Source organism: Marinobacter sp. F4206, assembly GCF_019392195.1.
Lineage (GTDB): Bacteria > Pseudomonadota > Gammaproteobacteria > Pseudomonadales > Oleiphilaceae > Marinobacter.
Map to the genome: position 1 here is coordinate 1,735,648 of NZ_JAHXKI010000002.1, position 23,965 is coordinate 1,759,612.

Sequence of the window (23,965 nt, forward strand, 5' to 3'; positions counted from 1 at the left end):
CGGGCCGGTCGTCGTAGAGTTGGGGGCCGGATAACCCTCAGCGTCAAGGTCACCCAGATCCCCTATGAACACACAGCCCCAGGACTCACGGCCCCAGACCGCGGATCTTGACAATCCCCTGTACTACCTGGAAAACATGGAAACGGTGCTGCGCTGGGTTGCGACGCACCACCGAGACCTGTTGCTGACGACCGAATACGCCCGCCTGAACGCCTTTTTCGATCTGTCCCGGTCCGCGCGCGCATTGCTTACCCGGATGGTGATGCGCACCGGAGAGCTGTTCCGGGCTGACAAACTCAACTACCCGGAACTGACCGTACCCGAAGCCGAGGCCCTGGTGGAACTGGTGAACCAGGGCTGGCTGGATGCCGAGCCGATGCTGGGCCTGGATGATCTCTTCCGGCTTTATACCCTGGCGGAACTAAGACCGGTGTTTGCCGACGAGCTGACTCGTCAGGGTCTCCCGAAGACCCTGGCCAAGGCCCGGTTGCGTGAGGTCCTGCGACCCCGGTACGCCCATGCCCTGCCAGTGCCGGACTGGCTTGGCCCCGATCAGGCACCGGTGGTCCGGGTGCAGCACATGGCCCTGTTCGACCGGATCCGATTGATGTTCTTTGGGAACCTGCGCCAGAGCTGGTCCGATTTCGTGCTGGTGGAGCTCGGTCACCAACGCTATGAGCGGGTAACCCTGTCGCCGGACTCCCGGGCCTTCCATCAGCGCGAGGACGTGGACTGCTACCTGGCCATGCACGATTGCCGGGAACGGCTGGATGCCGGTGTTCCGGCCGATGCCGTGTGGGCGGATGTGCCCGCGGCTTCGGAGAATCCCTGGCTCTCCAGCCGCCGGGACCGGTTGTTGCTGGAGCTGGGCCGACAGGCCGAACGCCAGGGTGACCGGACCCTGGCCCTCGAAGCCCTCACCGCCAGTGGCCACCGCGAAGCCCGGCTGAAGCGACTGCGGCTGCTGGAACGCATGAAGCGCTTTGACGAGGCCTGGGACCTGGCCCGGAGCTGGCAGACCGAGGACCTGAGTGATGCCGAGGCCCAGGGGCTGGGCCGACTCCTGAAACGCCTGGCATCCCGAATGGGGGCACCGTCGCCCCGGGTCACCCGGGAACCTCCGATCGAGACGCTCACCCTTACCCTGCCACCACCGCCGTCGGGGTCGGTGGAGCTGGCGGCGCGGGATGCCCTGAGCCGGGACGACGCTCCGGTTTTCTACGTGGAGAACACCCTGATCAACGGCCTGTTCGGGCTGCTATGCTGGCAGACCATTTTCACCGCCATCCCCGGCGCCTTTTTCCATCCGTTTCACACCGGTCCGGCCGACCTCACCCGCGAGGATTTTGTCGCCCGCCGCCAGTCGTCGTTCGATCGGTGTTTTGCCTTGCTGGAGGATGGCGGCTATCGCCGGGTCATCCTGGACAATTATGCGGCCAAGCAGGGCGTCGCCAACCCGTTCGTGATCTGGCCGGTGCTGACTGGGGAGCTGGTAACTCTGGCGCTGGAATGCATTCCGGCCCGAGACCTGCGGATTCTGTTCGAGCGTCTGCTGTTGAACATCCGGGAACACCGCAGCGGGTTCCCGGATCTGATCCAGTTCTACCCGGCGTCCCGGCCCACCGAGGCTCGCTACCGGATGATCGAGGTGAAAGGCCCGGGGGATCGACTGCAGGACCACCAGGTTCGGTGGCTGGCGTTTTTCGCCGGTAACGGCATTGCCGCCAGCGTCTGTTATGTACGCTGGCAAAGCGACGGAGAGTCTGGGTGAAGGTTGCCGTCCGTACCCTGTGTGAATTTGCCGCTCGCCGTGGCGATCTGGATTTCCGCTATACCCCGGCGCCCAGTTCCGAGGAGGGCATAGCCGGCCACCAGTCGATCCAGGCCCGGCGCGGGTATGGTTATGAGAGCGAGTATTTACTCACCGGGGAATGCCTGGGTTTGAAGCTTTCGGGTCGAGCGGATGGCTATCATCCGCATCGCGGCCGGCTGGAGGAGATCAAGACCCACCGGGGCGACCTGTCCCGTATCCGGGAACACCAGCGGGCCCTGCACCGGGCTCAGTTACGCGCCTACGGGGCATTGCTCTGTCGTCAGGAGAACCTGAAGAAACTGGAACTGACCCTGGTGTATTACGACACCGGCAAGGACAAAGAGACGCCGATCACCGAAACCGCCACGGCGGTCGAACTCTGGCAGGAACTGGAAGCCTTGTGTGATCAGTTCCGGACCTGGGCGGCGCAGGAGGAGCATCATCGGGAACGGCGGGACGCCCGACTGACGGGCCTGCGGTTTCCCTTTCCGGCGTTCCGGCCGCGCCAGCGCCAGCTGGCGGAAACCGTCTATAAGAATTCGATGCAGGCGGGCACCCTGTTGCTGGAAGCGCCCACGGGCCTCGGCAAAACCCTGGGTACCCTGTTTCCAGCACTGATGGCAATGCCGGCCGCGGGCCAGGACCGGCTGTACTACCTCACCTGTCGCAACACCGCGCGCCAGCTGGCGGTTGATGCCATCGAGCGCCTGCGTACTGCCCAGGACAACCCGCAATACTGGCCGTTGCGGACTCTGGAACTGGTGTCCAAGGACGACGCCTGTGAGCATCCGGACAAGGCCTGCCACGGAGATTCCTGCCCATTGGCGAAGGGGTTCTTTGACCGGTTACCGGACGCCCGGGCGGAAGCGGTTCAGACCGGGACTACCCTGACCCGGGCGGTGCTGGCGCGAATCGCTGCCGGGCACGGAATCTGTCCCTACTTCCTGGCACAGGAGATGGCGCGCTGGAGCGATGTGGTGGTCGGCGACGTCAACCGGATGTTTGACCAGTCTGCCCTGCTCCACGGTCTGATCCGTCAGAACCAGTGGCACGCCACCGTACTGCTGGATGAGGCCCATAATCTGGTGGACCGCGCCCGGGGCATGTACTCGGTGCGCCTGGACCAGCAGCGTCTGTTGCGGATCCGGAAAACCGCGCCGAGGGTACTTAAGTCGCACCTGGACCGGACGGCCCGGGCCTGGCAGGGCGTTATCCGGGATCATGGCGACGCCGGCGACACCCCGGTGTTCCTCGACAGCCTGCCGTCGGCGCTGGTCGGCAGCCTGCTTGGACTGGTCTCCGCGCTGACCGACTTTCTGGCTGACAACCCGCCGGACCTGGCCTTGCAGGAACTGCTGTTCGAATCCGTGGCGTTCATGAAGCTGGCCGATACCTTCGGCGATCATTCCCTGTGCGAGTTCCGCCGTACCGGCCGGGGTCGCGCCAGCGTGACCATCCAGAACCTGGTGCCGGCGGACTTTCTGCGGGAACGGTTTGCGGCGGCCCGCTCGGTGCTGCTGTTTTCCGCGACCCTCAGCCCCGGGGTCTATTACCGGGATCTTTTGGGTCTGCCCGACGACAGCCGGTTTACCTCCCTGCCCAGCCCGTTCACCGCGGATCAGCTTCAGGTGCACTTCACGCCCCACATCAGTACCCGTCAGGCGGACCGGCAGGCGTCGGCCCAACCCATCGCGCAGCTGATTGCCGGGCAGTTCCGGGAGCGGCCGGGACACTACCTGGCGTTCTTCAGCAGCTTCAGTTACCTCAATACCGTCAGTGACGCGCTGACCCGGGAAGCGCCGGAGGTTCCGCAACGGTCCCAGCAGCCAGGCATGAGTCCGCAGCAACGCGCGGCCTTCCTGGACGGGTTCCGGGAACCCGGTGGCAGTGTTGCGTTTGCGGTACTCGGAGGTGTGTTCAGCGAGGGCATTGACCTGCCCGGTGACCAATTGATCGGAGCCTTTGTCGCCACCCTGGGCCTGCCGCCCTTTGATGCCTGGCACGAGATTCTCAAGGCGCGTCTGCAGCAGCGCTTCGGGGCCGGCTATGACTACACTTACCTGATCCCCGGTCTGCAGAAAGTGGCCCAGGCCGCGGGCCGGGTGATTCGTACCCCTGAGGACGAGGGTGTGATCTGGCTGATCGACGACCGGTTTCTCAAACCACCAGCCCGGAATCTGTTACCTGGCTGGTGGTTTGAGACCTGACGGCGATGCGGCGTTACCCGAAGTGGAAAAACGCCAGCTTGTTGCCGTCCGGGTCCTTTACGTAAGCACCATAGAACTGGTCGGGGATCCGCTGTCCCGGCTCGCCGTCGCAGCTGGCTCCGAGTTCGATGGCTTTGTGGTAATGGGCATCCACCGCCTCTTTGGAGCCGGGATGGATCGCCACCATATTGCCGTTGCCCGGGTGATTGGGCTCTTTGTTGAAGGGTTCGCAGACCGCCAGCATGGGTGAACCCATGCTCTTGCCGATGAAGGCAATGCGGCCCATGTCCAGCAGGACCTTGGCGCCCAGATCGGCGAGCAGTTCCGCGTAAAACGCCTTCGCCTTGTCCATGTCACTGACACCGATGGTGACGTATCCGATCATGTTGTTTGCTCCGCTTTGGGTTTTGGTATTGGTATACATACGGGCAGTTTCCTGCCGGGATTAATGGGTGTGGGTTCAGTCGCCTTTGGCACCACTGACCACCACCCGGTTCCGTCCGGCCCGCTTGGCCTGGTAAAGCGACTGGTCGCACATGGCGAGCAGATCGCGCACGGACGGGACATCCGTTGACCAGCTGACGACACCGGCACTGAGGGTGACGCTGAAGGGCTGGCCCTCGTCGCTGACGAACGCCAGGGTTTCCAGGCTCGTGCGCAGGGATTCGGCCACATGCCGGGCATCGCCCAAGGTGGTGCCGGGCATCAGCACAATGAACTCCTCGCCTCCGGTCCGGGCCACGATGTCGGCCTTGCGGGTTCGGGATTCGATCAACCGGGCAATGGTCTGAAGCACGGCGTCGCCCATGGGGTGGCCCCAAGAGTCGTTGATTGCCTTGAAGAAATCAATGTCCAGAGAGATGAGCGAGAAGGTGTGGCCGTAGCGCTCGTTCTCGGCCGCCAGTTCTTCCAGTTTCCGGAGCATGTACCGGCGGTTATACAGACCCGTAAGCTCATCGGTGATGGATAACTGCTCCAGTTCCAGCTCCAGAAGCTTACGGTCGTCGATGTCCGTGATCACGCCGTGCCAGGTGATGCTGCCATCGATATCCCGCTCCGGTCGGGACACGCCCCGAAGCCAGCGCACCCGGTCACCGAGCACAATCCGGAAATCACACACCCATTGGCAAAGGGTCCGGGCCGATTCGTCAATGGTCGCCTGGACCCGCGGCAGGTCGTCCGGGTGGATCGGGTCGAACATCAGGTCGGGATTGGCCCTGGCGTCTTCTGCCGACACGCCATAGAAATCTTCGGTCTTCTGGCTCAGGTAGGGGAAGTGAAACCGGCCGTCCGGATCCATCACGAAGCTGTAGATGACGCCCGGCAGGGACTCGGCCAGCTTCTGGAGCTGATGCTGGCTGACCTTCTCGTCGGTAACATCGAGATGGGTGCCCATCAGCCACCGGTGACTGCTTTCGTAGCGGTCGGTGAGCAGCGTGCCTCGGGTATGGATGTACCGCCACTGGCCATTCTTGTGCAACATCCGGACCACGCACTCGTATTGCGGATTCTCGCCATTCAGGTACTGGGCCAGGGCCTGGTGGGCGGCCTGCACATCGTCGGCATGACTCAGCCGTTCCCAGGTCTGGAAGGACACCGGTGACAGTTCGTCGAGGCTGTACCCCAGCATGGACGCCCATCGGTCGTTGAAGATGATCTCGCCGGTGTCCAGATTGAATTCCCAGGTGCCTGCTCCGGTACCTTCGAGGATGGCCTTCAACCGGGTTTCCGCAGATAGCTGCATGGGGTCCCTTACCTAATATGTTCGTGCCTGGCTAGTTAAGCACATGTCGGTGGTCCCAGTGAAACCGACGTGCCCATTCCAGCGCCTCTTTCAACGGCAGCGGCGGACTGTACAAAAATCCCTGTCCGTTTTCGCAACCCAGTTCAATGAGTCGTTGCTCGACCTCGACGGTTTCGATCCCTTCCGCAACGGTACGACGGTTGAAGCTGTGAGACAGGCCCAGGATCGCCTGGACGATCATGCCGTCGTTCGGATCGGTGATCATGTCCTGGACGAACGAGCGGTCGATCTTGATTTCCCGGGCGGGCAGATCGCGGAAATAAGTCAGTGACGAGCAGCCGGTGCCAAAGTCATCAAGCGAGATATCTATGCCCAGGTCCCGGCAAATTCCGAGGTTTGCCAGTGCCGTGTGGGCATCGTCCAGGGCGGTGGTTTCGAGAATTTCGATAATCAGCCGGGACCTGACCTCAGACCGACAAGGGCCGAGGACGGTGCTGATATCGTCCGGAAACTGGTCACTCAGGAAATGGCAGGGGCTGAGATTGACACTGATCGTGTAAGGAAGCCCCTGTTCGACAAACTCTTCGAGCACCTGAATGGCAGAGCGGATGACGAACAAGCCAACCAGGCGGGCGTGTTCGGTGTACTCGATGTGATCCAGAAATCGTCCAGGGCTTAACAGGCCTTCGTCCGGGTGGTTCCAGCGTATCAGGGCTTCAAAACCCTCAAGCGACCGGTTTTGGAGGTTGAGCTTGGGTTGGTAATAGAGTTCCAGTTCCCGGTTGTTCAGGGCTCCGCCAATCTGTTCCAGCACGCGCACCCGCTCCTTGCGGGTCAGGTGACTGTCCAGATCGAAGACCTTATAGCCGTTCTTGCCGGATTCCTTGGCCGCGTACATGGCCTGGTCCGCATGCCGGAGCAGCATATCGGTATCGACATTGTCGTCCGGGTAGACGGTGACGCCCATGCTGGCCGACAGGTGCAGTACGAACCGTTGATAAATGATGGGCTGGCGGATGGTTTCCAGCATCCGGGCGTAGACTTTCGGGTGGTCGACCTCCCTGAGAATGGCGACGAATTCGTCCCCCCCCAGCCGGGCCACGACGTCGTGTTCACGAACGGCGGTCTGAAGCCGCTGCGCGACGCTCTTGAGAACCGCATCGCCAACGGCGTGTCCATGCTCGTCGTTGATTTCCTTGAATCCGTCCAGATCGATAAAGCAGACGGCGACCTTGCCATTGCGCTGATCGGCCTCGTGCAACTCCTCTTCGAACAGTTCGGTCAGGCGTCTGCGGTTGGGCAGTCCGGTCAGGGCGTCGTAATTGGCTGCCTGCTCGAGGTGTTTCTGGTGCTCACGTCGTTCCTGGTACAGGCGCTTTCGCTCGATCAGGTTGCCAACGGTTTGCAGCAGGGGGTCGAGTTCGTCCGCCAGTTGTTTTCGGTAGCCACCCAGGCGGTTGGCGAGGCCGACCAGACCGATCTGCACGTCTTCGGAAAAGATCGGAATCCCGATGTAGCTGTCAATGACCGGATGGCCGGGGGGCAAGCCACCGCGCCGGGGATCGGTGCCAACGTCATCCGAGATGATGACTTCGCCGGTCACCATCGGTTTGCCAAGGAGGTTGTCCAGGCGCTCGAAGATCAGGCCCCGCCGTTCCACCTGTTGATAGAGTGCCTGGGTTTCCGGGCTCCAGGCGATGTTGGTGATGGCGCCGATCTTCAGAAAGGGCGCGCCGCCCTCCGAATGCAGTACTTCTCCGATAAATCCGAACTGGCTTCCGGTCAAGGACAGCAGATCGTTCAGCATCTGCTCGAAAGCGGCCCGCTCATTGTCGCTGGTCAGGAATACATTCTGGGCCCGGTGGATCGCCCGGCTTAGATGAGAAACCTCGACGTAGTCGCTTTCGTCGCTCGCCAGATACGAGCGTTCCAATTCGTCTTCAATCAGGCTGGCCAGCGTGCGCAGGACATCCAGGTCAATTTCGGTGTACGTGCGGGGTTGGTCGTCGATGATACAGAGCGTCCCAAGCTTGAAGCCGCTCGGTTCGCGGACCGGCATGCCGGCGTAGAAGCGAATGTGGGGCTCGTCCGTCACCAGCGGATTGTTGCGAAACCGGGGATCCTGGGCGGCATCCTCGACCACAAACAGTTTGTCCTGTCGGATGGCATGATCACAGAAGGCGACGGAACGCGGCGTTTCCTGCAGGTCCGTGCCCTGGCTCGACTTGAACCACTGCCGTTCGACGTCAAGGATGGTGAACAGGGCTATTTTCACCCCGTAGTACTGGCGCGCGATCCGGGTCAGCCGCTCGAAGCGCTCTTCTGGCGGGGTATCGAGAATGCCGAGCCGTTCGAGGGCGGCCAATCGTCGTTTTTCAACGCTGCTAGGAGTCATACAGCTGCCTTGGATGGGAGGGGCGCTCTGTGTCATGACAAGTTTTGTGCCATGACAAATAGCACAGCAATGGCTACCTTGAAAATAACAGCTTGAGCATAACACTACTCCGGACGAAGTGGCCGGGTCTGTTTGGTTCACCAGAAAGGAATTGTGGTGTCCGAAAACTCAATTATACGGCTACCAGGGATCGCAATCCTCGCCATGGTGATGGTGAGTCTCGTCGGTTGTGCTCTGCCGGCAATGACCGAACGCACGGAGAGTGTGTCGCTCCCGATCCAGCAAACCGAAGATACCCGACTGGGACGGGCCATCGCCCCGGCGCTGGCCGAGCACGGTGACAACAGCGGCATTCTTACCCTGGCGGATCCCTTCGACGCCTTTGCTGCCCGTGTCTTGTTGGCGGAAGGGGCCGATGCCTCACTGGATGTCCAGTACTATATCTGGCGGTATGACACCAGCGGCCGATTGCTGCTCAACGCGCTCTACCGGGCGGCGGAGCGCGGAGTCCGGGTCCGGTTGTTGCTCGACGACAATGGCATCTCCGGTATGGATGAGCCCCTGGCGGCACTGGACGTTCACCCCAACATCGAGGTGCGGTTGTTCAACCCTTTCCCGACGCGAAGCGCCAAGTGGTTGGGTTATCTCGGCGACTTTTCCCGTCTGAATCACCGCATGCACAACAAATCCTTCACCGCGGATAACCAGGCCGCGATCATCGGCGGCCGCAACATTGCCGATGAGTATTTTGGTGCCGGCTACGGGGCGCTGTTCGCGGATCTGGACATCCTGGCCATCGGACCCATCGTCGACGAGCTGTCCAATGACTTCGATCGTTACTGGGCCAGTGCGTCAGCCTACCCGGCGGAGCTGTTGTTGCCCGAGATGGGGCTTGAGGAACTCATCACCCTGATGCGGTCGGCGCAGGCGCTGGAACAGAGCCCCGAGGCGGCCGAATACGTACGTTCGGTGGCGGATTCCACGTTTATGACCGCCCTGCTGAAAGGCGAGCTACGCTTCACCTGGGCGCCGGTCAGCATGGTGAGTGATGACCCGGCCAAGGCGCTGGGCGAAAGCGATGGTGACGACCTGATGAGCCGGCAACTGGCTCGGGCCCTGGGGGAACCCACCTCTTCCGTGGATCTGGTGTCGCCCTACTTCATACCCGGCAAGCCCGGCCTGGCGCTGTTTCGGGAACTCGAAAGCAAGGGGGTTGAGGTCCGGGTACTGACCAATTCCCTCGAGGCCAACGACGTGGCGCTGGTTCATGCCGGCTACGCGAAATACCGAAAGCCGCTGCTGGAAGCGGGCGTGGAGTTGTTCGAGCTGCGCAAGCTGGACGAGGGCAAATCCGTGGAGAGAGGATTGCAGACCGGCCTGTCAGGCAGCTCCTCTTCCAGTCTGCACGCCAAGACCTTTGCCGTGGATGGCGACACTCTGTTCGTTGGCTCCTTCAACTTTGATCCCCGTTCCACGCACCTCAATACCGAGCTGGGCTTTATCATTGAGGATCGTGAGCTGGCGGCCATGCTGGAAACCCTGTTTGAAGAGCGGCTGGCTTCGGTTGCCTACGAAGTGGTGCTGGATGACGACGGCGATCTGCAGTGGATTGAGCGTAACGGCGATGAAGTCATCCGCCACAGTCATGATCCTGAGGCCGGGGCGTTCAAACGGGGGATGGTGTTTGTGTTCTCTCTCTTGCCTATCGAGGGGCTTCTGTAAAAAAGAAGTGTAGGCAAAACGGGAAAGTGGTCGGCGTGGCAGGATTCGAACCTGCGACCCCTTCGTCCCGAACGAAGTGCGCTACCAAGCTGCGCCACACGCCGATCAACGGCCGGTATTATACGGATTCACTCTGGTTTTACCAGCCCTCGGCCGACAAAAGCGCATCCGTAAAAGCGCTGAGATTGTCGTAGGTCGTGACCCGGGCGCCGGGTATAGGCCGGGCGTCCAGGTGCCGCTCCGTCTCCATTCCATTGCCGGTGCGCACCAGTACCGGTTGGCAACCCGCGGCGAACCCCGCCTCCAGATCCTTGCGACTGTCCCCCACCATGATGGCACCCTGCAGGGATGCCAGGTGAAAATGCGCCCGGATCTGCTCCAGCAGGCCGGTCAGGGGCTTGCGACAGCGACAGTGATCGTCCGGGTGATGGGGGCAATAGGCGATGAAATCGATGCAGCCACCCGCCGCCTCCACCAGACGCTCAAGCTTGTCGTGCATGGCATCCAGCTCGTCGGTGTTGTAATACCCGCGGCCAATCCCTGACTGGTTGGTGGCGATGGCGACCCGGTGACCGGTGTTACACAGCCGGGCCACCGCGTCGATGCTACCGGGAATGGGATGCCAGTCATCCGCAGAGCAGATGTAGTTGCCATCGTACTCGTTGATGACCCCGTCCCGGTCGAGGATGATCAGCATCGTGTCCTGCTCGCCCCTGCCTCTCTGACTGTCAGCCGGCGGTCGGCAGCAGCGAAATGTCCGCGACCCGGAGGAACAGGTTGCGGAGCCGGTTCAGCAGGGCCAGGCGGTTGTCCCGGATGGCCTCATCCTCGGCCATCACCATGACCTCGTCGAAGAAGGTATCCACCGGCTCCCGAAGGCTGGCCAGCGAGCGCAGCGCGCTGGCGTAATCGCCCTGCTCGAACAGTGGCAGCACCTTCTCGGCCTGCTGGTCGACCTGGTTGGCCAGCGTCTGCTCGGCGGGATCCTGCAGCAGGTCGGAATTCACGGTTTCACCGACCTGATCGCCACCCTGTTTGGTCAGGATGTTGGACACCCGCTTGTTGGCGCCGGCCAGGGCCTGGGCCTCGGGTAGCTGGCGGAAGGCCTCTACGGCTTTGACACGACGGTCGAAGTCGAGCGGACGGGTCGGACGGCGGGCATGCACGGCCAGATAAACTTCGGCGCCGATGCCCAGCTCGTCATAGTGGGCGCGGAAACGCTCTAGCATGTAATCGACCACGGTCGAAGCGGTGTTCTGCTCGGTCAGCACCGTGAAGTTCTCCTCGGCCCACTGGCAGCATGTCTGCAGGTCCAGTGGCAACTCCCGCTCAATGATGATGCGCAATACACCCAGGGAGGCACGGCGCAGGGCGAACGGGTCGCGGGTTCCGGACGGCGGCTGGTTGATACCGAACAGGCCAACCAGCGAATCCAGGCGATCAGCGATGGCAATGGCACAGCCGGTCAGTGTGGTCGGCAGGTCGTCGCCGGCAAACCGTGGCATGTACTGCTCGTTCAGGGCCTTGGCAACGTCCTCGGCTTCGCCGTCGTTGGCGGCGTAGTACTGACCCATGATGCCTTGCAGGTCGGTGAACTCCAGCACCATCTCGGTGACCAGATCGGTCTTGGCCAGCATGGCAGCGCGCTCGGCCAGGGCCGGATCGCTGCCGATGGCATCTGCGATTTTCTTCGCCAGGGCCGCCACCCGGACCGACTTGTCGTAGATGCTGCCCAGCTTTTCCTGGAACACGATCGGTTTGAGCAGGTCGATACGGTCTTCCAGCCGGGTCTTGCGGTCGGTTTCGTAGAAAAAGGCAGCGTCGGACAGGCGTGGACGAATCACCTTTTCGTTACCGGAGATAACCTGGGCCGGGTCCTTGCTCTGGATGTTGGCCACGGTAATAAACAGGGGCATCATCTCGCCGTCGGCAGCAACCACGTGGAAGTACTTCTGATGTTCCTTCATGGAGGAAATCAGTGCTTCCGCGGGAACCTCCAGGAAGCGTTCCTCGAAGCGTCCCATCAATGGCACGGGCCATTCGTTCAGGGCGGTGACTTCGTCGAGCAGGTCGTCATCGATGACCGCCTTGCCGCCGGCTTCGCGCTCGGCGAGCTCGGCCACCCCGGCCCGGATCAGCTCGCGGCGCTCGGCGAAATCGGCAATGACAAAGCCTTCCTGTTTCAGCACCACTTCGTAATCGCCGGGCGTCGGCACGATCAGGGCTTTCGGGCAGTGGAAGCGATGGCCCCGGGTCTTGTTGCCGGGTGTCAGGCCCATGATCGGGGCATCAATGACCTTGTTGCCGAACAGCAGAACGACCCAGTGGACGGGGCGGACGAATTCGGTCCGGTGTGCACCCCAGCGCATGCGCTTGGGGATGGGCAGTGCCGCCAGTGACTGCTCGACCAGTTCCGGCATCAGCTCCACGGTGGGTTTGCCCTTTTCGACGGTCCGGTAGACCACCCAGGCGCCCTTGTCGGTTTCCAGGGTGTCGAGCTGGTCCGGGGTGACGCCCAGCGAAGTGGCAAAGCCGGTCAGTGCGCGGGTCGGGTTGCCGGCGTCATCAAACGCGGCCTTCACCGCCGGGCCGCGCTTCTCAACAGGCTTGTCCGGCTGGGCGTCGGACAGGTCCCGAACCCGGACGGCCAGACGGCGAGGGGCGGCGAACGCCTCAACCTTGCCAAACTCAATGCCGGCGTCTTCCAGACCCCGGGTGATGCCCTGGGTGAACGCATCAGACAGAGGCTTGAGTGCTTTCGGGGGCAGCTCTTCGGTGCCCAGTTCGACCAGAAAATCCTGTGTTGCCATGGTTATGCCTTCCCCTGTTCCTGCTGTGCCTTCTTCGCTTTTTTGCCTTTCTTGCCGTTGGCCTTGTCATCGGCGGCGTCCGCCGCGGCCAGTACTTCCTCACGCAGGGCATCGGGCGCCAGCGGGAAGCGGAGTTTGCGGCGACTGTCGAAGTAGGCCTGGGCCACGGCCCGTGCCAGGGTACGTACCCGCAGGATGAATCGCTGGCGCTCGGTCACCGAGATGGCGTGGCGGGCGTCCAGCAGGTTAAACGTATGGGAGGCCTTGAGCACTTGCTCGTAGGCCGGCAGGGCGAGGCCAGCGTCGATAAGCCGGGCGCTCTCGCGCTCGTGGACGTCGAAGCTGTGGAACAGGAAGTCGGTGTCCGCGTGCTCAAAGTTGTAGGTGGACATCTCTACTTCCTGCTGATGGAAGACATCGCCGTAGGTGACCACGCCGTCCGGACCTTCGGTCCAGATCAGGTCGTAGACACTGTCCACGCCCTGCAGGTACATGGCGATCCGCTCAAGACCGTAGGTGAGCTCGCCGGTTACCGGATAGCATTCGATCCCGCCGACCTGCTGGAAGTAGGTGAACTGGGTCACTTCCATGCCGTTCAGCCAGATCTCCCAGCCCAGACCCCAGGCGCCCAGGGTCGGGGATTCCCAGTTGTCTTCCACAAACCGGATGTCGTGGACCAGCGGGTCCAGGCCCAGGGCCTTCAGCGACTCGAGGTAGAGTTCCTGGATATTGTCCGGGGATGGCTTCAGCACCACCTGGAACTGGTAATAATGCTGGAGGCGGTTCGGGTTCTCGCCGTAGCGGCCGTCAGTGGGGCGACGACTGGGCTGGACGTACGCGGCATTCCAGGTTTCCGGCCCGATGGCACGCAGGAAGGTCGCCGGGTGGAACGTACCGGCACCCACTTCCATATCGAGCGGCTGGAGTACCACGCAGCCGTGCTGCGCCCAGAAATTCTGCAGAGCCAGGATCAGACCCTGAAAGGTCCTGATGTCCGGAGCGGTAGTTTTCGTTGCCTTGTCTGTCACGACGTTTGCCTACTGATCGGTCTGAGTGTGGCGCCCCGATTCCGCCGGGGCACTCTGAAAAAAGGCGCATTATACGCTTGCCAAAGCGGTATTTCTAAGAGGAGTTCACTGCCTTGATTTTGAACTAGAAGAACGTCAGCCCCACCTGGAACAGTTTTTCCACATCCCGGATCCGGGATTTGTCCACCAGGAAGAGGATAACGTGGTCATCGGGCTGGACCCGGAGGTGATCGTGAGCGATCAGGACTTCGTTGTGCCGGACAATGGCACCGATCGTGGTTCCCTCCGGCAGGTTGATTTCATCCAGCCGCTTGCCGACCACCTTGGAGGAGCGGTGATCGCCATGGGCGATGGCTTCAATGGCCTCCGCGGCACCCCGGCGCAGGGAGTGCACGTTCACCACATCGCCCCGGCGCACGTGGGTCAGGAGGCTGCCGATGGTGGTTTGCTGGGGTGAAATGGCGACGTCAATGTCGCCGCCCTGGATCAGGTCCACGTAATCCGGATTGTTGATCAGCGTGAGCACCTTGCGCGCGCCGAGCCGCTTGGCCAGCAGCGAGGCCATGATGTTGGCCTCGTCATCGTTGGTGACGGCGCAGAACACATCGGTGTTCTCGATGTTCTCTTCCAGCAGGATGTCCTTGTTGGCGGCGTTGCCTTCCAGCACGACAGTCTTGCGCAGGTTTTCCGACAGCATCACGCAACGGTCGTGGTTCCGCTCAAGCAGTTTGACCTGGTAGCGGTTCTCCAGGGTATGCGCCAGGCGCTGGCCGATGTTGCCACCCCCGCAGATGAAAATGCGCTTGTAGTTCTTGACCAGGGGCTGAAGCTCGCTCATGACCGACCGGATGTGGTCCGACGCGGCGATGAAGAACACCTCGTCGCCATCCTCGATCACGGTGTCGCCCTGGGGCATGATCGCCCGGTCCTTCCGGAAGATGGCCGCCACCCGGGTATCGATGCGGGGCATGTGGGTGCGCAGGTAGGACAGCTCATGGCCGACCAGCGGCCCTCCCTCCATCGCGCGGATGGCCACGAGCCGGGTCAGCCCCTTGGAGAACTCCAGTACCTGCAGGGCGCCCGGGTTTTCGATCAGTCGGGTAATGTGCTTGGTCACCAGATGTTCGGGGCTGATGAGGACATCGATGGGAAAACCGCGCAGGCTGTCGAGGTCTTTCTTCCGGTCCTTCTGGTAAAACAGGTCCGATTTTGCCAGATAGGCGTTGGCCCGGACCCGACAGATGGTGGTCGGGGTCTTGTACAGAAGCTTGGTGACCTGGCAGGCCACCATGTTGGTTTCGTCACTGCTGGTGACGGCGATCAGCATGTCGGCGTCTTCGGCCCCGGCCTGCCGGAGTGACGTTGGGTAAGACGCTTCGCCCTGGACCGTGCGGATGTCGAGTCGGTCCTGCAGCTCCCGTAGCCGGGCACCGTCGCTGTCGATAATGGTGATATCGTTGGCTTCGTTCGCCAGGTTCTCGGCCAGTGTGCCACCCACCTGGCCGGCACCGAGGATCAGGATCTTCATGCTTCGGGTTTCTCCAGTACGGCGTAGAAGAAGCCGTCATGGCTGTTTGCATCGGGGAGCAACTGCCGCCCCGCGCCCATGTCCCGTCCCCATGAAACCTCCGGTTCCACGAGTACGGCGGTGTCCTGCTGTTTACGGAATCGCTGGATTATACGGTGGTTTTCCTGGGGGAACACCGAACAGGTCGCATACACCAGTCGTCCGCCGGGTTTGAGGATAGACCACATGGCTTCCAACAGCCCAAGCTGAATGCCCGCCAGGGGCACGATGTCCGTTTCCCGGCGCAGCAGCTTGATGTCCGGGTGGCGCCGAATGACGCCACTGGCACTGCAGGGTACGTCCAGCAGAATCCGGTCGAAGCCTTCGCCATCCCACCACTGGTCCGTGTCCGCAGCGTCGGCCTGGGTCAGGGTGGCCTTGAGATCCAGCCGGTCGAGGTTCTCCTGTACCCGTGGCAGGCGCGCGGGCGATTCGTCGATCGCGACCACTTCGGCCAGGTCGCCGCAGGCCTCCAGAATGGCGCAGGTCTTGCCGCCGGGGGCGGCGCAGGCATCCAGCACCCGCTGGTCCGGGGCCAGGTCCAGCAGCGTGGTGCACAGCTGGGCGGCTTCGTCCTGAACGCTGACGGCGCCATCGGCAAACCAGGGCAGCTGCTCCACGGGCACCGGTCGGTCCAGTTGGATACCGCAGGGCGCAAAGCGGGTGGCCCTGGCCCCAATACCGGCTTCGGCCAACAGGACCAGGTATTCCTCCCGGGTGAAACGGAGGGCGTTGACCCGAAGCGTCATCGGCGCCTGGGCGTTGTTGGCGTCTAGAATCCGCTGCCAGTCATCCGGCCAGTTGTGGCGCAGTTTCTCCACCATCCAGGCGGGATGACTGAACCGGTCCGCGTCATTTGCTGGCTCCGGCGCGCCGTCCCGCTCGGCGGCGCGCAGCACACCATTGACCAGGCCGGTGAGGTGCGGTTTGTCCAGTGCCCGGCAAGCTTCAACGGTCTCATTGAGAATGGCGTAGGTGGCCTGTTGGCTGAACCGGAGCTGAAACAGGGCGACCAGCATCAGGTGATGAACGATGCGATCGGGCGTGCGCAGCGGCTTTTTCAAGCGGCCGCGGAGCTCGCCGTCGAGACGATGAAACCAGCGGCAAGTGCCGTAACACAGTGCCTGCAGCACCGGACGCTCGTTCATGGGCAGCCGCGCCAAAGCCGGGGGCAGGCACTGGGACAGCGACTGACCGGATTCCACCGCCAGCAACACCTCCGCGGCAACCGCCCGCATGGGCTGGCCCTGGCCCGGCATATCAGCGAAGCTCCTGGCCGGGCAGCAGCAACTGTTTGCCGCCGTTGATCAGATCTCCGGCGCTCTGGGCCCGGGCGCCGGGCAATTGCAGCCGGGTGATGCGCAGAGTGCCGCTGCCGCAGGCTACGTCGATACCTTCCCGTTCCCGGCGGAGGACGGTGCCGGCGGGCTTCTGGCTGTCGTCCGGGAGCGCCGTGGCAGCGTGAATCCGGACTCGTTGCTCGCCCAGGTCGGTGAAGGTGCCCGGCCAGGGATTGAACGCCCGAACCAGGCGCTCGATGGTCGCCGCACTGTCGGCCCAGTCGATGCGGCCTTCGTCCTTGGTCAGCTTGTGGGCATAGCAGGCGACGTCATCATTCTGGGCCTCGCCTTTCAGTTCGCCTTTTTCCAGCAGCTGCAGGGCTTCAACAATGGCATCGCCGCCGAGCGTGGCCAGGCGGTCGTGAAGACTGCCGCCGGTGTCGCCGGCTTCGATGGCGGTCAGGGATTTCAGCAGCATGGCGCCGGTGTCGAGGCCCTCGTCCATCTGCATGATGGTGATGCCGGTTTCGGTGTCGCCGGCGGCAATCGCCCGGTGAATCGGGGCGGCGCCGCGCCAGCGCGGCAGCAGGGAAGCGTGAATGTTCAGGCAGCCGTGGGCAGGAATGTCGAGCACGGCTTTGGGCAGGATGAGGCCGTAGGCAGCCACGATCATCACGTCCGGTTCCAGCGCAGCCAGTTCCTGTTGTGCCGCCTCCGTCTTAAGGCTTTCCGGTTGAAACACCGGAACGCCGGCGTCGAGAGCCACCTGTTTGACCGGGCTGGGCATCAGTTTGCGGCCGCGGCCGGCCGGACGGTCGGGCTGGGAATAGACGCCGACCAGAGTATGGTGGGTGCCCAGCAGGGCTCTCAGAGCAGTGGCTGCAAAATCCGGGGTGCCGGCAAAAACGAGTCGCACGGTGCTGAAGTCTCTGTTCCGTTGAATACGAAAAGACCGGGTCGCAACCCGGTCCGAAATCTGTCTGTGTTTCCTGGCAGCGCTCTGGTCTCCGCCCGCCGGGTCAGGCGCTCTGTTTGTGCAGTTTCTCCAGCTTCTTGCGAATCCGGTTACGCTTCAGAGTGCTGAGGTAATCCACGAACAGCTTGCCATTCAGATGATCCATTTCGTGCTGGATGCAGACAGCCAGCAGTCCCCGGGCTTCCAGTTCGTAAGGCTGACCGTCACGGTCAATGGCCCGGATCATGCAATGTTCGATGCGGCTGACGTCCTCGTAGAAACCGGGTACCGACAGACAGCCTTCCTGCATGTCCTCCAGTTCACCGTCGAGCACTTCGACTTCGGGGTTGATGAACACCCGCGGCTCGCTCTTGTCCTCGGACAGGTCCATCACGATGATCTGCTTGTGGACATTCACCTGGGTTGCCGCCAGGCCAATGCCGGGCGCATCGTACATGGTCTCGAACATGTCGTCGATCAGCTTGCGGATGTCGTCCGTCACCTCGTCTACCGGTTTGGCGATGGTGCGCAGACGGGGATCCGGGTATTCGAGAATATCTAGTATCATGACGCTCGTATCTTGACCTGTGTAACTGAGTGCAGTGTTAACGTTTGTATCCCGTGTAAAGTTCTGCAAGCGAGTGCAACTGATCGCCAAAATGCGACAGCGTACTGCGCAAAAAATCACCCTCTATTTAAGATGATCGGGTCGGAACCGCAGTATTCAACGGCTGCCCGCAGCGTTAACGCGATTCCCCTATTATCCAACAATTCGTCGATTGAGTACAAACTGATCAGTTAATAGTTAAAATCTTTCGCCGGAAGGATAGAATTTACTGGAAGAACAAAAGATAACATCACAAATTCCGGGACTTCTTCTATAGTATCAGGAATAACAACGTAATAAGCTGCGGATAACTGGCTGCATCCAAAAAGAATGCAAAGACTCAAGGCACGCGATCAAGGACTTACACAATGAGGAAACTGCTGTACGCTCTGGCAGCATTTACGCTGCTGTTCACCTCCTGGGCCCAGGCTGCACCGGAGCTGCGATCCGATCATCCCGAGCGTTACACTGTCGTGAAGGGTGACACCCTGTGGGATATATCGGGCCGTTTTCTGAATAACCCATGGTACTGGCCTGAAATCTGGCACGTGAACCCTCAGGTTGCGAATCCTCATCTGATCTACCCCGGCGATCGCCTGGCCCTGGTCTATATCGATGGTGAGCCCCGCGTAACCAAGGTCGCCTCCAGCGATGTCGTTAAGCTGTCGCCCAAGGTCCGCTCCGAGCCGATTGATACGCCCATTCCCGCGATTCCGCTGGATGCCATCAGCAGCTTCCTGACCGACACCCGCATCGTGACGCCGGAAGAACTTAACGGCGCGCCCTATGTGCTCGAGGGTGAAGATGGCCGGATCATCACCGGCGCCGGCGACCGCGTCTATGCCCGGGGCCAGAAACCCGCGGACAAGGTCGGTATCTTCCGCCGCACCAAGGAATTTGTGGATCCGGAAACCGGCGAGTTTCTGGGGCTTGAGGCCCGTAGTGTCGGTGCCGGTAACGTGACCGCGGAAAACGGCGATGTGCTGACCCTGAGGCTGACCAAGTCCAATCAGGAAATCCGCATTGGCGACCGGCTGTTGACCAACATCAACCGACCGATTTCCACCAGTTTTGTCCCCAGCGCGCCCGAGCAGGACGTTGAGGGTGTGATGATCGCCGTTGACGGCGGTGTTACCCAGATCGGCCAGTTCGACGTGGTGGCGATTAACCGGGGTGAACGCGAGGGCCTCGAAGCGGGTAATGTCCTGGCGGTATTGAAGAGCGGCAACATGGTTCGTGATCCCCTGACCGGCGAAACCATCGAGCTGCCATCGGAACGGGCGGGCCTGATGATGGTTTTCCGTACGGATGAGAAGATGAGCTATGGTCTGATGCTGCAGGCCACACGTGCGCTGGCGGTGGGTGACAAGGTGACCAACCCCTGATGAGCTAGCCCTTCAGGCGCAGATAATGGCCGGGCCAGGATGGTCCGGCTTTTTTTGTTTTCAAGGATGACAATGTGACCGACCTACCCCCCGAGGCCCGGAATCCGGGCACCGATCCCGAAGACACCGAACACTGGCTGGCGCTGGTGAACCTGCCCGGTTTTGGCCTGCGCCGCCGACGCAAGCTGGCGTCGGCGTATCCCCGTCTAACCGACCTGCTCACCCAGAACCCGGCCACGCTCCGGGCCAACGGCCTCCCGGCTGAAACCCGGGACGCGATCCGGGCCTGGCAACAGGGTGATCCTGATCATCCGGTGGTGGCGAAGGTGGCGCGGATCCGGCAGGACTGTGAGCGTCTGGGGATCGCCATCGTGACCTGGCCGGACGTTCGGTATCCCGAGGCCTTGCGTCACATTCACGACGCGCCGCTGGTGTTATTTGCCCGGGGCGACATCAACCTGCTGGCCCGGGACCAGATCGGCATTGTTGGCAGCCGCCACGCCACTCGGGCCGGCCTTGACCACGCCCGACGCTTTTCGGCCGAACTCAGTGCCCGGCACCTGCTGGTGACCAGCGGGCTGGCGCTTGGCGTCGACGGCGCCGCCCACGCCGGTGCCCTGGACCAGGGCTTTCCCACCCTTGCCGTCATCGGCTGTGGGCTCGACCGGATCTATCCGAGTCAGCATCGGCGGCTCGGGCAGCGGGTGATCGAGCACGGCCTGATGCTTTCGGAATACCCGCCGGGCACGCCTGCCAGGGCGGCGCACTTTCCCCAGCGCAACCGGATCATCAGTGGCCTCAGCCGGGGCGTTCTGGTGGTGGAGGCCGGTCTGAAGAGCGGCTCTCTGATCACCGCCCGGCTGGCGCTGGAACAGGGTCGTGAGGTCTTTGCCATTCCGGGCTCGGTGCACAGCCCGGTCGCGCGTGGTTGTCATCATTTGATCAAGCAGGGTGCCCGGCTGGTGGAAACCGTGGACGATGTGCTCGAGGAACTCGGCACCTGGTGGTCCTTTTCCGAGCCCGTTTGCACGGATTCACCGGCGGCTGGGCAACGGGTTGGCGAGCGTCCGGGACTGGCCGGCCTGGAGCGGCGGGAAATCGCGGTGTTTGAGGCTTTAGGGTATGATCCGCAGTCAACAGATGCACTGAGTTCAGCGACCGGTCTGCCGGCGGACCAGCTCATGCAGTCCCTGCTGCTTCTGGAGCTGCAGGGACTGGTGGGTTCGGCGCCCGGTGGATTCCAGCGGATCGCCTGAGCCCGGTGCGAGAGTCAATTCGACAGCGACCCAAGACACCGACATGACAGTTCCCTCCCCCCTCAGCGACTGGCAGCTTCACTGTGCGCGCAGAACCCTGCTGGACGGCGGCGTGATTGCCTACCCGACCGAAGCGGTCTGGGGCCTTGGCTGCGATCCCTGGGACATCCAGGCGGTCGAGCGTATCCTTGAACTGAAAAACCGGCCCATGAACAAGGGCATGATTCTGGTGGCCAGCTCCCTGGAACAGGTGCGTTTCCTGCTGGACCCTCTGCCCCCTGAGCTCCAGCGGGCAGCTGAGCGGCATTGGCCGGGGCCGGTAACCTGTCTGTTGCCGGACGTGAAACGGCAGATTCCGCAGTGGGTCCGGGGCCACCACAGCGCCATTGCCGTGCGGGTCAGCAGCCATCCGGTGGTCCGGGCCCTGTGCGACGCCGCCGGCATGCCCCTGGTTTCCACTTCCTGCAATCCGGCCGGGCGCCAGCCCGCGCGGTATTCCTGGCAGGTACGCCGGTATTTTGGCCACCAGCTCGACTGGCTGGTCCCGGGTGAGCTTGGCGGGCGTCGCAACCCGAGCCGCATTATTGATATTGTCAGTGGTCAGCAGCTTCGTTAGGAGAGTTCATGCCTCAGCAACCGGATATCCAGGCCGTGAAAGATTACCTTCTGGGCCTTCAGGAGCGTATTTGCACCCGCCTGCAAGCCCTGGAAGGGGATGCCGTTTTCGCGCGCGACGCCTGGGACCGTCCCGAGGGCGGCGGCGGTGTCAGCCGGGTCATCGCCGATGGCAGCGTTTTTGAAAAAGGCGGCGTGAATTTCTCCCACGTCATGGGCGAGACCATGCCGGCCTCGGCCACCGCGCACCGGCCTCATCTGGCAGGCGCTCCCTGGCAGGCCATGGGCGTGTCACTGGTGATTCATCCGAACAATCCGTATGTCCCCACGTCCCACGCCAATGTCCGGTTTTTCGTCGCGTCCCCCAAAGACGCGGAGCCGGTGTACTGGTTCGGCGGTGGCTACGATCTGACGCCCTACTACGGATTCGAGGAAGACTGCGTGCATTGGCACCGGACCGCCAGGGCCGCCTGCGAGCCGTTTGGCGACGGCCTCTACCCTCGCTTCAAACACTGGTGTGACGACTACTTCTACCTGAAGCACCGGGACGAACCCCGTGGTGTCGGCGGCCTGTTTTTCGATGACCACAACACCGGTGATTTCGCCCGGGATTTCGGTCTGATGCAAGCGGTTGGCGACAGCTATATCGAGGCCTATGAACCGATCGTTCGGCGCCGGATGGCGCATCCGTTCGGTGATCGCGAACGGGATTTCCAGCTCTACCGACGCGGACGGTATGTCGAATTCAACCTCGTGTACGACCGGGGTACGTTGTTCGGGCTGCAATCCGGCGGTCGCACCGAATCCATCCTGATGTCCCTGCCACCGCTGGTGCGCTGGGATTACAGTCGGGTGCCGGAACCCGGTACCGAGGAAGCACGCCTGACCGAGTTCTTCCTGACCGGACGGGACTGGCTGGAGGCAGACCATGAACAATGATCTTTACGCCGTGGTCGGTCATCCCATCAGCCACAGCAAGTCGCCGAGAATTCACAGCCTGTTTGCCAGCCAGACCGGCGAGGCTCTGGAGTACACCGCCATTCAGGCGCCCCTGGATGATTTCGCCGGCACCGTTCACGGGTTCTTTGCCCGTGGCGGCAAAGGCCTGAACATCACGGTTCCGTTCAAAGAGCAGGCCTGGGATCTGGCCGATCGGCGAACGGATCGGGCGGCGAAGGCCGGGGCGTCCAACACACTGTATCGGGACGCTGACGGCACGCTGATCGCTGACAATACCGATGGCCACGGTCTGGTACAGGATCTGGACAACCACGGTGTCACCCTTGCGAACGCCCGGATTCTTGTCCTGGGCGCCGGCGGTGCGGTTCGCGGTGTGATCGCCCCACTTCTGGCCCGGCATCCTGCCTCACTGACCATTGCCAACCGCACCTTGGCCAAGGCCGAGGCGCTGGTGCAACTGTTTACCCCGGATGCCCAGGGTACCGAGCTGAATGCCTGCGGGTTCGAGCAGCCCGACCGGCCGTTCGACCTGATCATCAATGGCACCAGCGCCAGTCTGCAGGGTGACTTGCCGCCGGTGTCGGCAAATGTGATCGGGGCCGACACGGTCGTCTACGACATGATGTACTCTCTTCAGACCACCACCTTCAACCAGTGGGCATTGGATCGGGGCGCCCGGCACGTTTTCGACGGTCTGGGTATGCTGGTGGAACAGGCTGCAGAATCGTTCCGGATCTGGCGCGGGGTCCGTCCCGAGACTGCCCCGGTGATCGAGGAACTGCGTAACGACTGAGCCGGTGGCAGGGGTTTGGGCTACGCTCTGGGTCAACTTTATTAAGGGTTCTCAATGGATATTCTTACCCTCGTCGGGCTTGTCGCAGGTGTGTTGATTGTGGGCATGGCGATGCTGGCCAATGCCTCGCTGCTGACCTTCCTCAATCTGCCCGGTCTCGCCATCGTTCTGGGCGGCACGTTTGCCGTCACCCTGATCAAGTTCCGGCTGCCCTCGGTCATGGGTGCCTTCCGGCTCGCCTTCAGTGCGGCCTTCACCGATCGGATGGCACGACCGGCCGGGTTGATCCGGGAGGTCGGCGCGCTGGCGATGGTCGTGCGCAAGGAGGGTATTCTGGGGCTGGAAAACCACAACACCGACAACGTGTTCCTGCGCAAGGCCATCAACCTGTGTGTTGACGGCCACCCGCCGGAGCTGGTGGAGGAGGCGCTGGCCCAGGAAGCGCAGCAGACGGCCGAACGCTACGAAGTGGCCGAGCGGGTGTTCCGGGGGATCGGTGAATCCGCCCCGGCCATCGGCATGCTGGGCACCCTCGTGGGGCTGGTGCAAATGTTGAACACCCTGGACGATCCTTCCTCCATTGGTCCGGCCATGGCCATTGCCCTGTTGACCACCCTTTACGGCGCGTTCATCGCCCAGCTGATCGCCCTGCCCCTGGCGGACAAACTGCAGCTCAAGGCGGAAGACGAAACCCGCAATCAGATGCTGATCATCACCTCGATCAAGAACATCATGCGGGGCGAGAACCCTCGGGTCATGACCGAGTTGTTGTCGTCCTTCGTGCACCCGGACCAGCGCACCGGCCTGGCGCCGGAGCGGGAGGCCTGA

Annotated in this window: 19 protein-coding genes and 1 tRNA gene; 9 read left to right on the forward strand and 11 right to left on the reverse strand. The window is 62.3% G+C overall.

What is annotated here, in order from left to right:
• Window positions 1–64 precede the first annotated feature (64 nt).
• A complete protein-coding gene (locus KZO34_RS10305; RefSeq protein WP_219476221.1) occupies window positions 65–1,771 on the forward strand; it encodes a VRR-NUC domain-containing protein in 1,707 nt (568 codons plus the stop codon).
• Window positions 1,768–4,020, forward strand: coding sequence for an ATP-dependent DNA helicase (locus tag KZO34_RS10310; protein WP_219476222.1), 2,253 nt, complete (start codon window positions 1,768–1,770; stop codon window positions 4,018–4,020). Before KZO34_RS10305 ends, KZO34_RS10310 begins: the two co-directional genes overlap by 4 nt.
• Window positions 4,021–4,033: 13 nt before the next feature.
• On the opposite strand, the gene KZO34_RS10315 is transcribed toward KZO34_RS10310, so the two are convergent.
• From KZO34_RS10315 to KZO34_RS10325, 3 genes are all read right to left on the reverse strand, one after another.
• Window positions 4,034–4,405, reverse strand: a complete 372-nt coding sequence (locus KZO34_RS10315) for a VOC family protein (RefSeq protein WP_219476223.1) — start codon at window positions 4,403–4,405, stop codon at window positions 4,034–4,036.
• A 75-nt stretch (window positions 4,406–4,480) separates the two neighbouring features.
• Window positions 4,481–5,764 carry a GGDEF domain-containing protein gene (locus KZO34_RS10320; protein WP_219476224.1) on the reverse strand — a complete coding sequence of 428 codons (1,284 nt, stop codon included), beginning with the start codon at window positions 5,762–5,764 and terminating at the stop codon, window positions 4,481–4,483.
• Between the two features lie 31 nt (window positions 5,765–5,795).
• Window positions 5,796–8,159 (reverse strand): sensor domain-containing phosphodiesterase, encoded by a 2,364-nt coding sequence (locus KZO34_RS10325; RefSeq protein ID WP_219476225.1) that lies wholly within the window; start codon window positions 8,157–8,159, stop codon window positions 5,796–5,798.
• A 156-nt stretch (window positions 8,160–8,315) separates the two neighbouring features.
• On the opposite strand from KZO34_RS10325, the gene KZO34_RS10330 reads away from it, so the two are divergent.
• Window positions 8,316–9,881, forward strand: coding sequence for a phospholipase D family protein (locus KZO34_RS10330; RefSeq protein ID WP_308318793.1), 1,566 nt, complete (start codon window positions 8,316–8,318; stop codon window positions 9,879–9,881).
• 27 nt (window positions 9,882–9,908) lie between these two features.
• Here the strand turns inward: KZO34_RS10330 and KZO34_RS10335 are convergent.
• The 8 genes from KZO34_RS10335 to def all read right to left on the reverse strand — a co-directional run bounded on the left by KZO34_RS10335 (window position 9,909) and on the right by def (window position 18,089).
• Window positions 9,909–9,985: transfer RNA gene (locus KZO34_RS10335), tRNA-Pro, on the reverse strand.
• Between the two features lie 35 nt (window positions 9,986–10,020).
• Entirely contained in the window at window positions 10,021–10,578 is a 558-nt protein-coding gene (gmhB, locus tag KZO34_RS10340) for a D-glycero-beta-D-manno-heptose 1,7-bisphosphate 7-phosphatase (RefSeq protein WP_219476226.1), read from the reverse strand.
• Window positions 10,579–10,609: 31 nt separating this feature from the next.
• A complete protein-coding gene (glyS, locus tag KZO34_RS10345) occupies window positions 10,610–12,691 on the reverse strand; it encodes a glycine--tRNA ligase subunit beta (RefSeq protein WP_219476228.1) in 2,082 nt (693 codons plus the stop codon).
• Between the two features lie 2 nt (window positions 12,692–12,693).
• Window positions 12,694–13,719 (reverse strand): glycine--tRNA ligase subunit alpha, encoded by a 1,026-nt coding sequence (gene glyQ / locus KZO34_RS10350; RefSeq protein WP_219476230.1) that lies wholly within the window; start codon window positions 13,717–13,719, stop codon window positions 12,694–12,696.
• 124 nt (window positions 13,720–13,843) lie between these two features.
• Window positions 13,844–15,247: a Trk system potassium transporter TrkA gene (gene trkA, locus KZO34_RS10355; RefSeq protein WP_219476232.1), complete on the reverse strand. Its 1,404-nt coding sequence runs from the start codon at window positions 15,245–15,247 to the stop codon at window positions 13,844–13,846.
• Window positions 15,244–16,545: a 16S rRNA (cytosine(967)-C(5))-methyltransferase RsmB gene (rsmB, locus tag KZO34_RS10360; RefSeq protein ID WP_219476234.1), complete on the reverse strand. Its 1,302-nt coding sequence runs from the start codon at window positions 16,543–16,545 to the stop codon at window positions 15,244–15,246. Before rsmB ends, trkA begins: the two co-directional genes overlap by 4 nt.
• Before the next feature lies 1 nt (window position 16,546).
• The gene (fmt, locus tag KZO34_RS10365) at window positions 16,547–17,482 is read right to left on the reverse strand and encodes a methionyl-tRNA formyltransferase (protein WP_219476236.1); all 936 of its coding nucleotides are present in this window, start codon (window positions 17,480–17,482) and stop codon (window positions 16,547–16,549) included.
• A 103-nt stretch (window positions 17,483–17,585) separates the two neighbouring features.
• Window positions 17,586–18,089, reverse strand: coding sequence for a peptide deformylase (gene def / locus KZO34_RS10370; RefSeq protein WP_219476238.1), 504 nt, complete (start codon window positions 18,087–18,089; stop codon window positions 17,586–17,588).
• Window positions 18,090–18,496: 407 nt separating this feature from the next.
• Here def and KZO34_RS10375 point away from each other — a divergent pair, with 407 nt between their 5' ends.
• The 6 genes from KZO34_RS10375 to KZO34_RS10400 all read left to right on the forward strand — a co-directional run bounded on the left by KZO34_RS10375 (window position 18,497) and on the right by KZO34_RS10400 (window position 23,965).
• Complete coding sequence (locus tag KZO34_RS10375) at window positions 18,497–19,513, forward strand: LysM peptidoglycan-binding domain-containing protein (protein WP_219476240.1); 1,017 nt, start codon at window positions 18,497–18,499, stop codon at window positions 19,511–19,513.
• 74 nt (window positions 19,514–19,587) lie between these two features.
• On the forward strand, window positions 19,588–20,769 hold the full coding sequence (gene dprA, locus KZO34_RS10380; protein WP_219476242.1) for a DNA-processing protein DprA: 1,182 nt from the start codon (window positions 19,588–19,590) through the stop codon (window positions 20,767–20,769).
• A gap of 43 nt (window positions 20,770–20,812) precedes the next feature.
• The gene (locus KZO34_RS10385) at window positions 20,813–21,385 is read left to right on the forward strand and encodes an L-threonylcarbamoyladenylate synthase (RefSeq protein ID WP_219476243.1); all 573 of its coding nucleotides are present in this window, start codon (window positions 20,813–20,815) and stop codon (window positions 21,383–21,385) included.
• Window positions 21,386–21,393: 8 nt separating this feature from the next.
• Window positions 21,394–22,323, forward strand: a complete 930-nt coding sequence (hemF, locus tag KZO34_RS10390; protein ID WP_219476244.1) for an oxygen-dependent coproporphyrinogen oxidase — start codon at window positions 21,394–21,396, stop codon at window positions 22,321–22,323.
• Window positions 22,313–23,137: a shikimate dehydrogenase gene (aroE, locus tag KZO34_RS10395; protein WP_219476245.1), complete on the forward strand. Its 825-nt coding sequence runs from the start codon at window positions 22,313–22,315 to the stop codon at window positions 23,135–23,137. The genes hemF and aroE overlap by 11 nt, the downstream gene beginning before the upstream one ends.
• Window positions 23,138–23,191: 54 nt before the next feature.
• Window positions 23,192–23,965: a motility protein A gene (locus KZO34_RS10400; protein WP_219476246.1), complete on the forward strand. Its 774-nt coding sequence runs from the start codon at window positions 23,192–23,194 to the stop codon at window positions 23,963–23,965.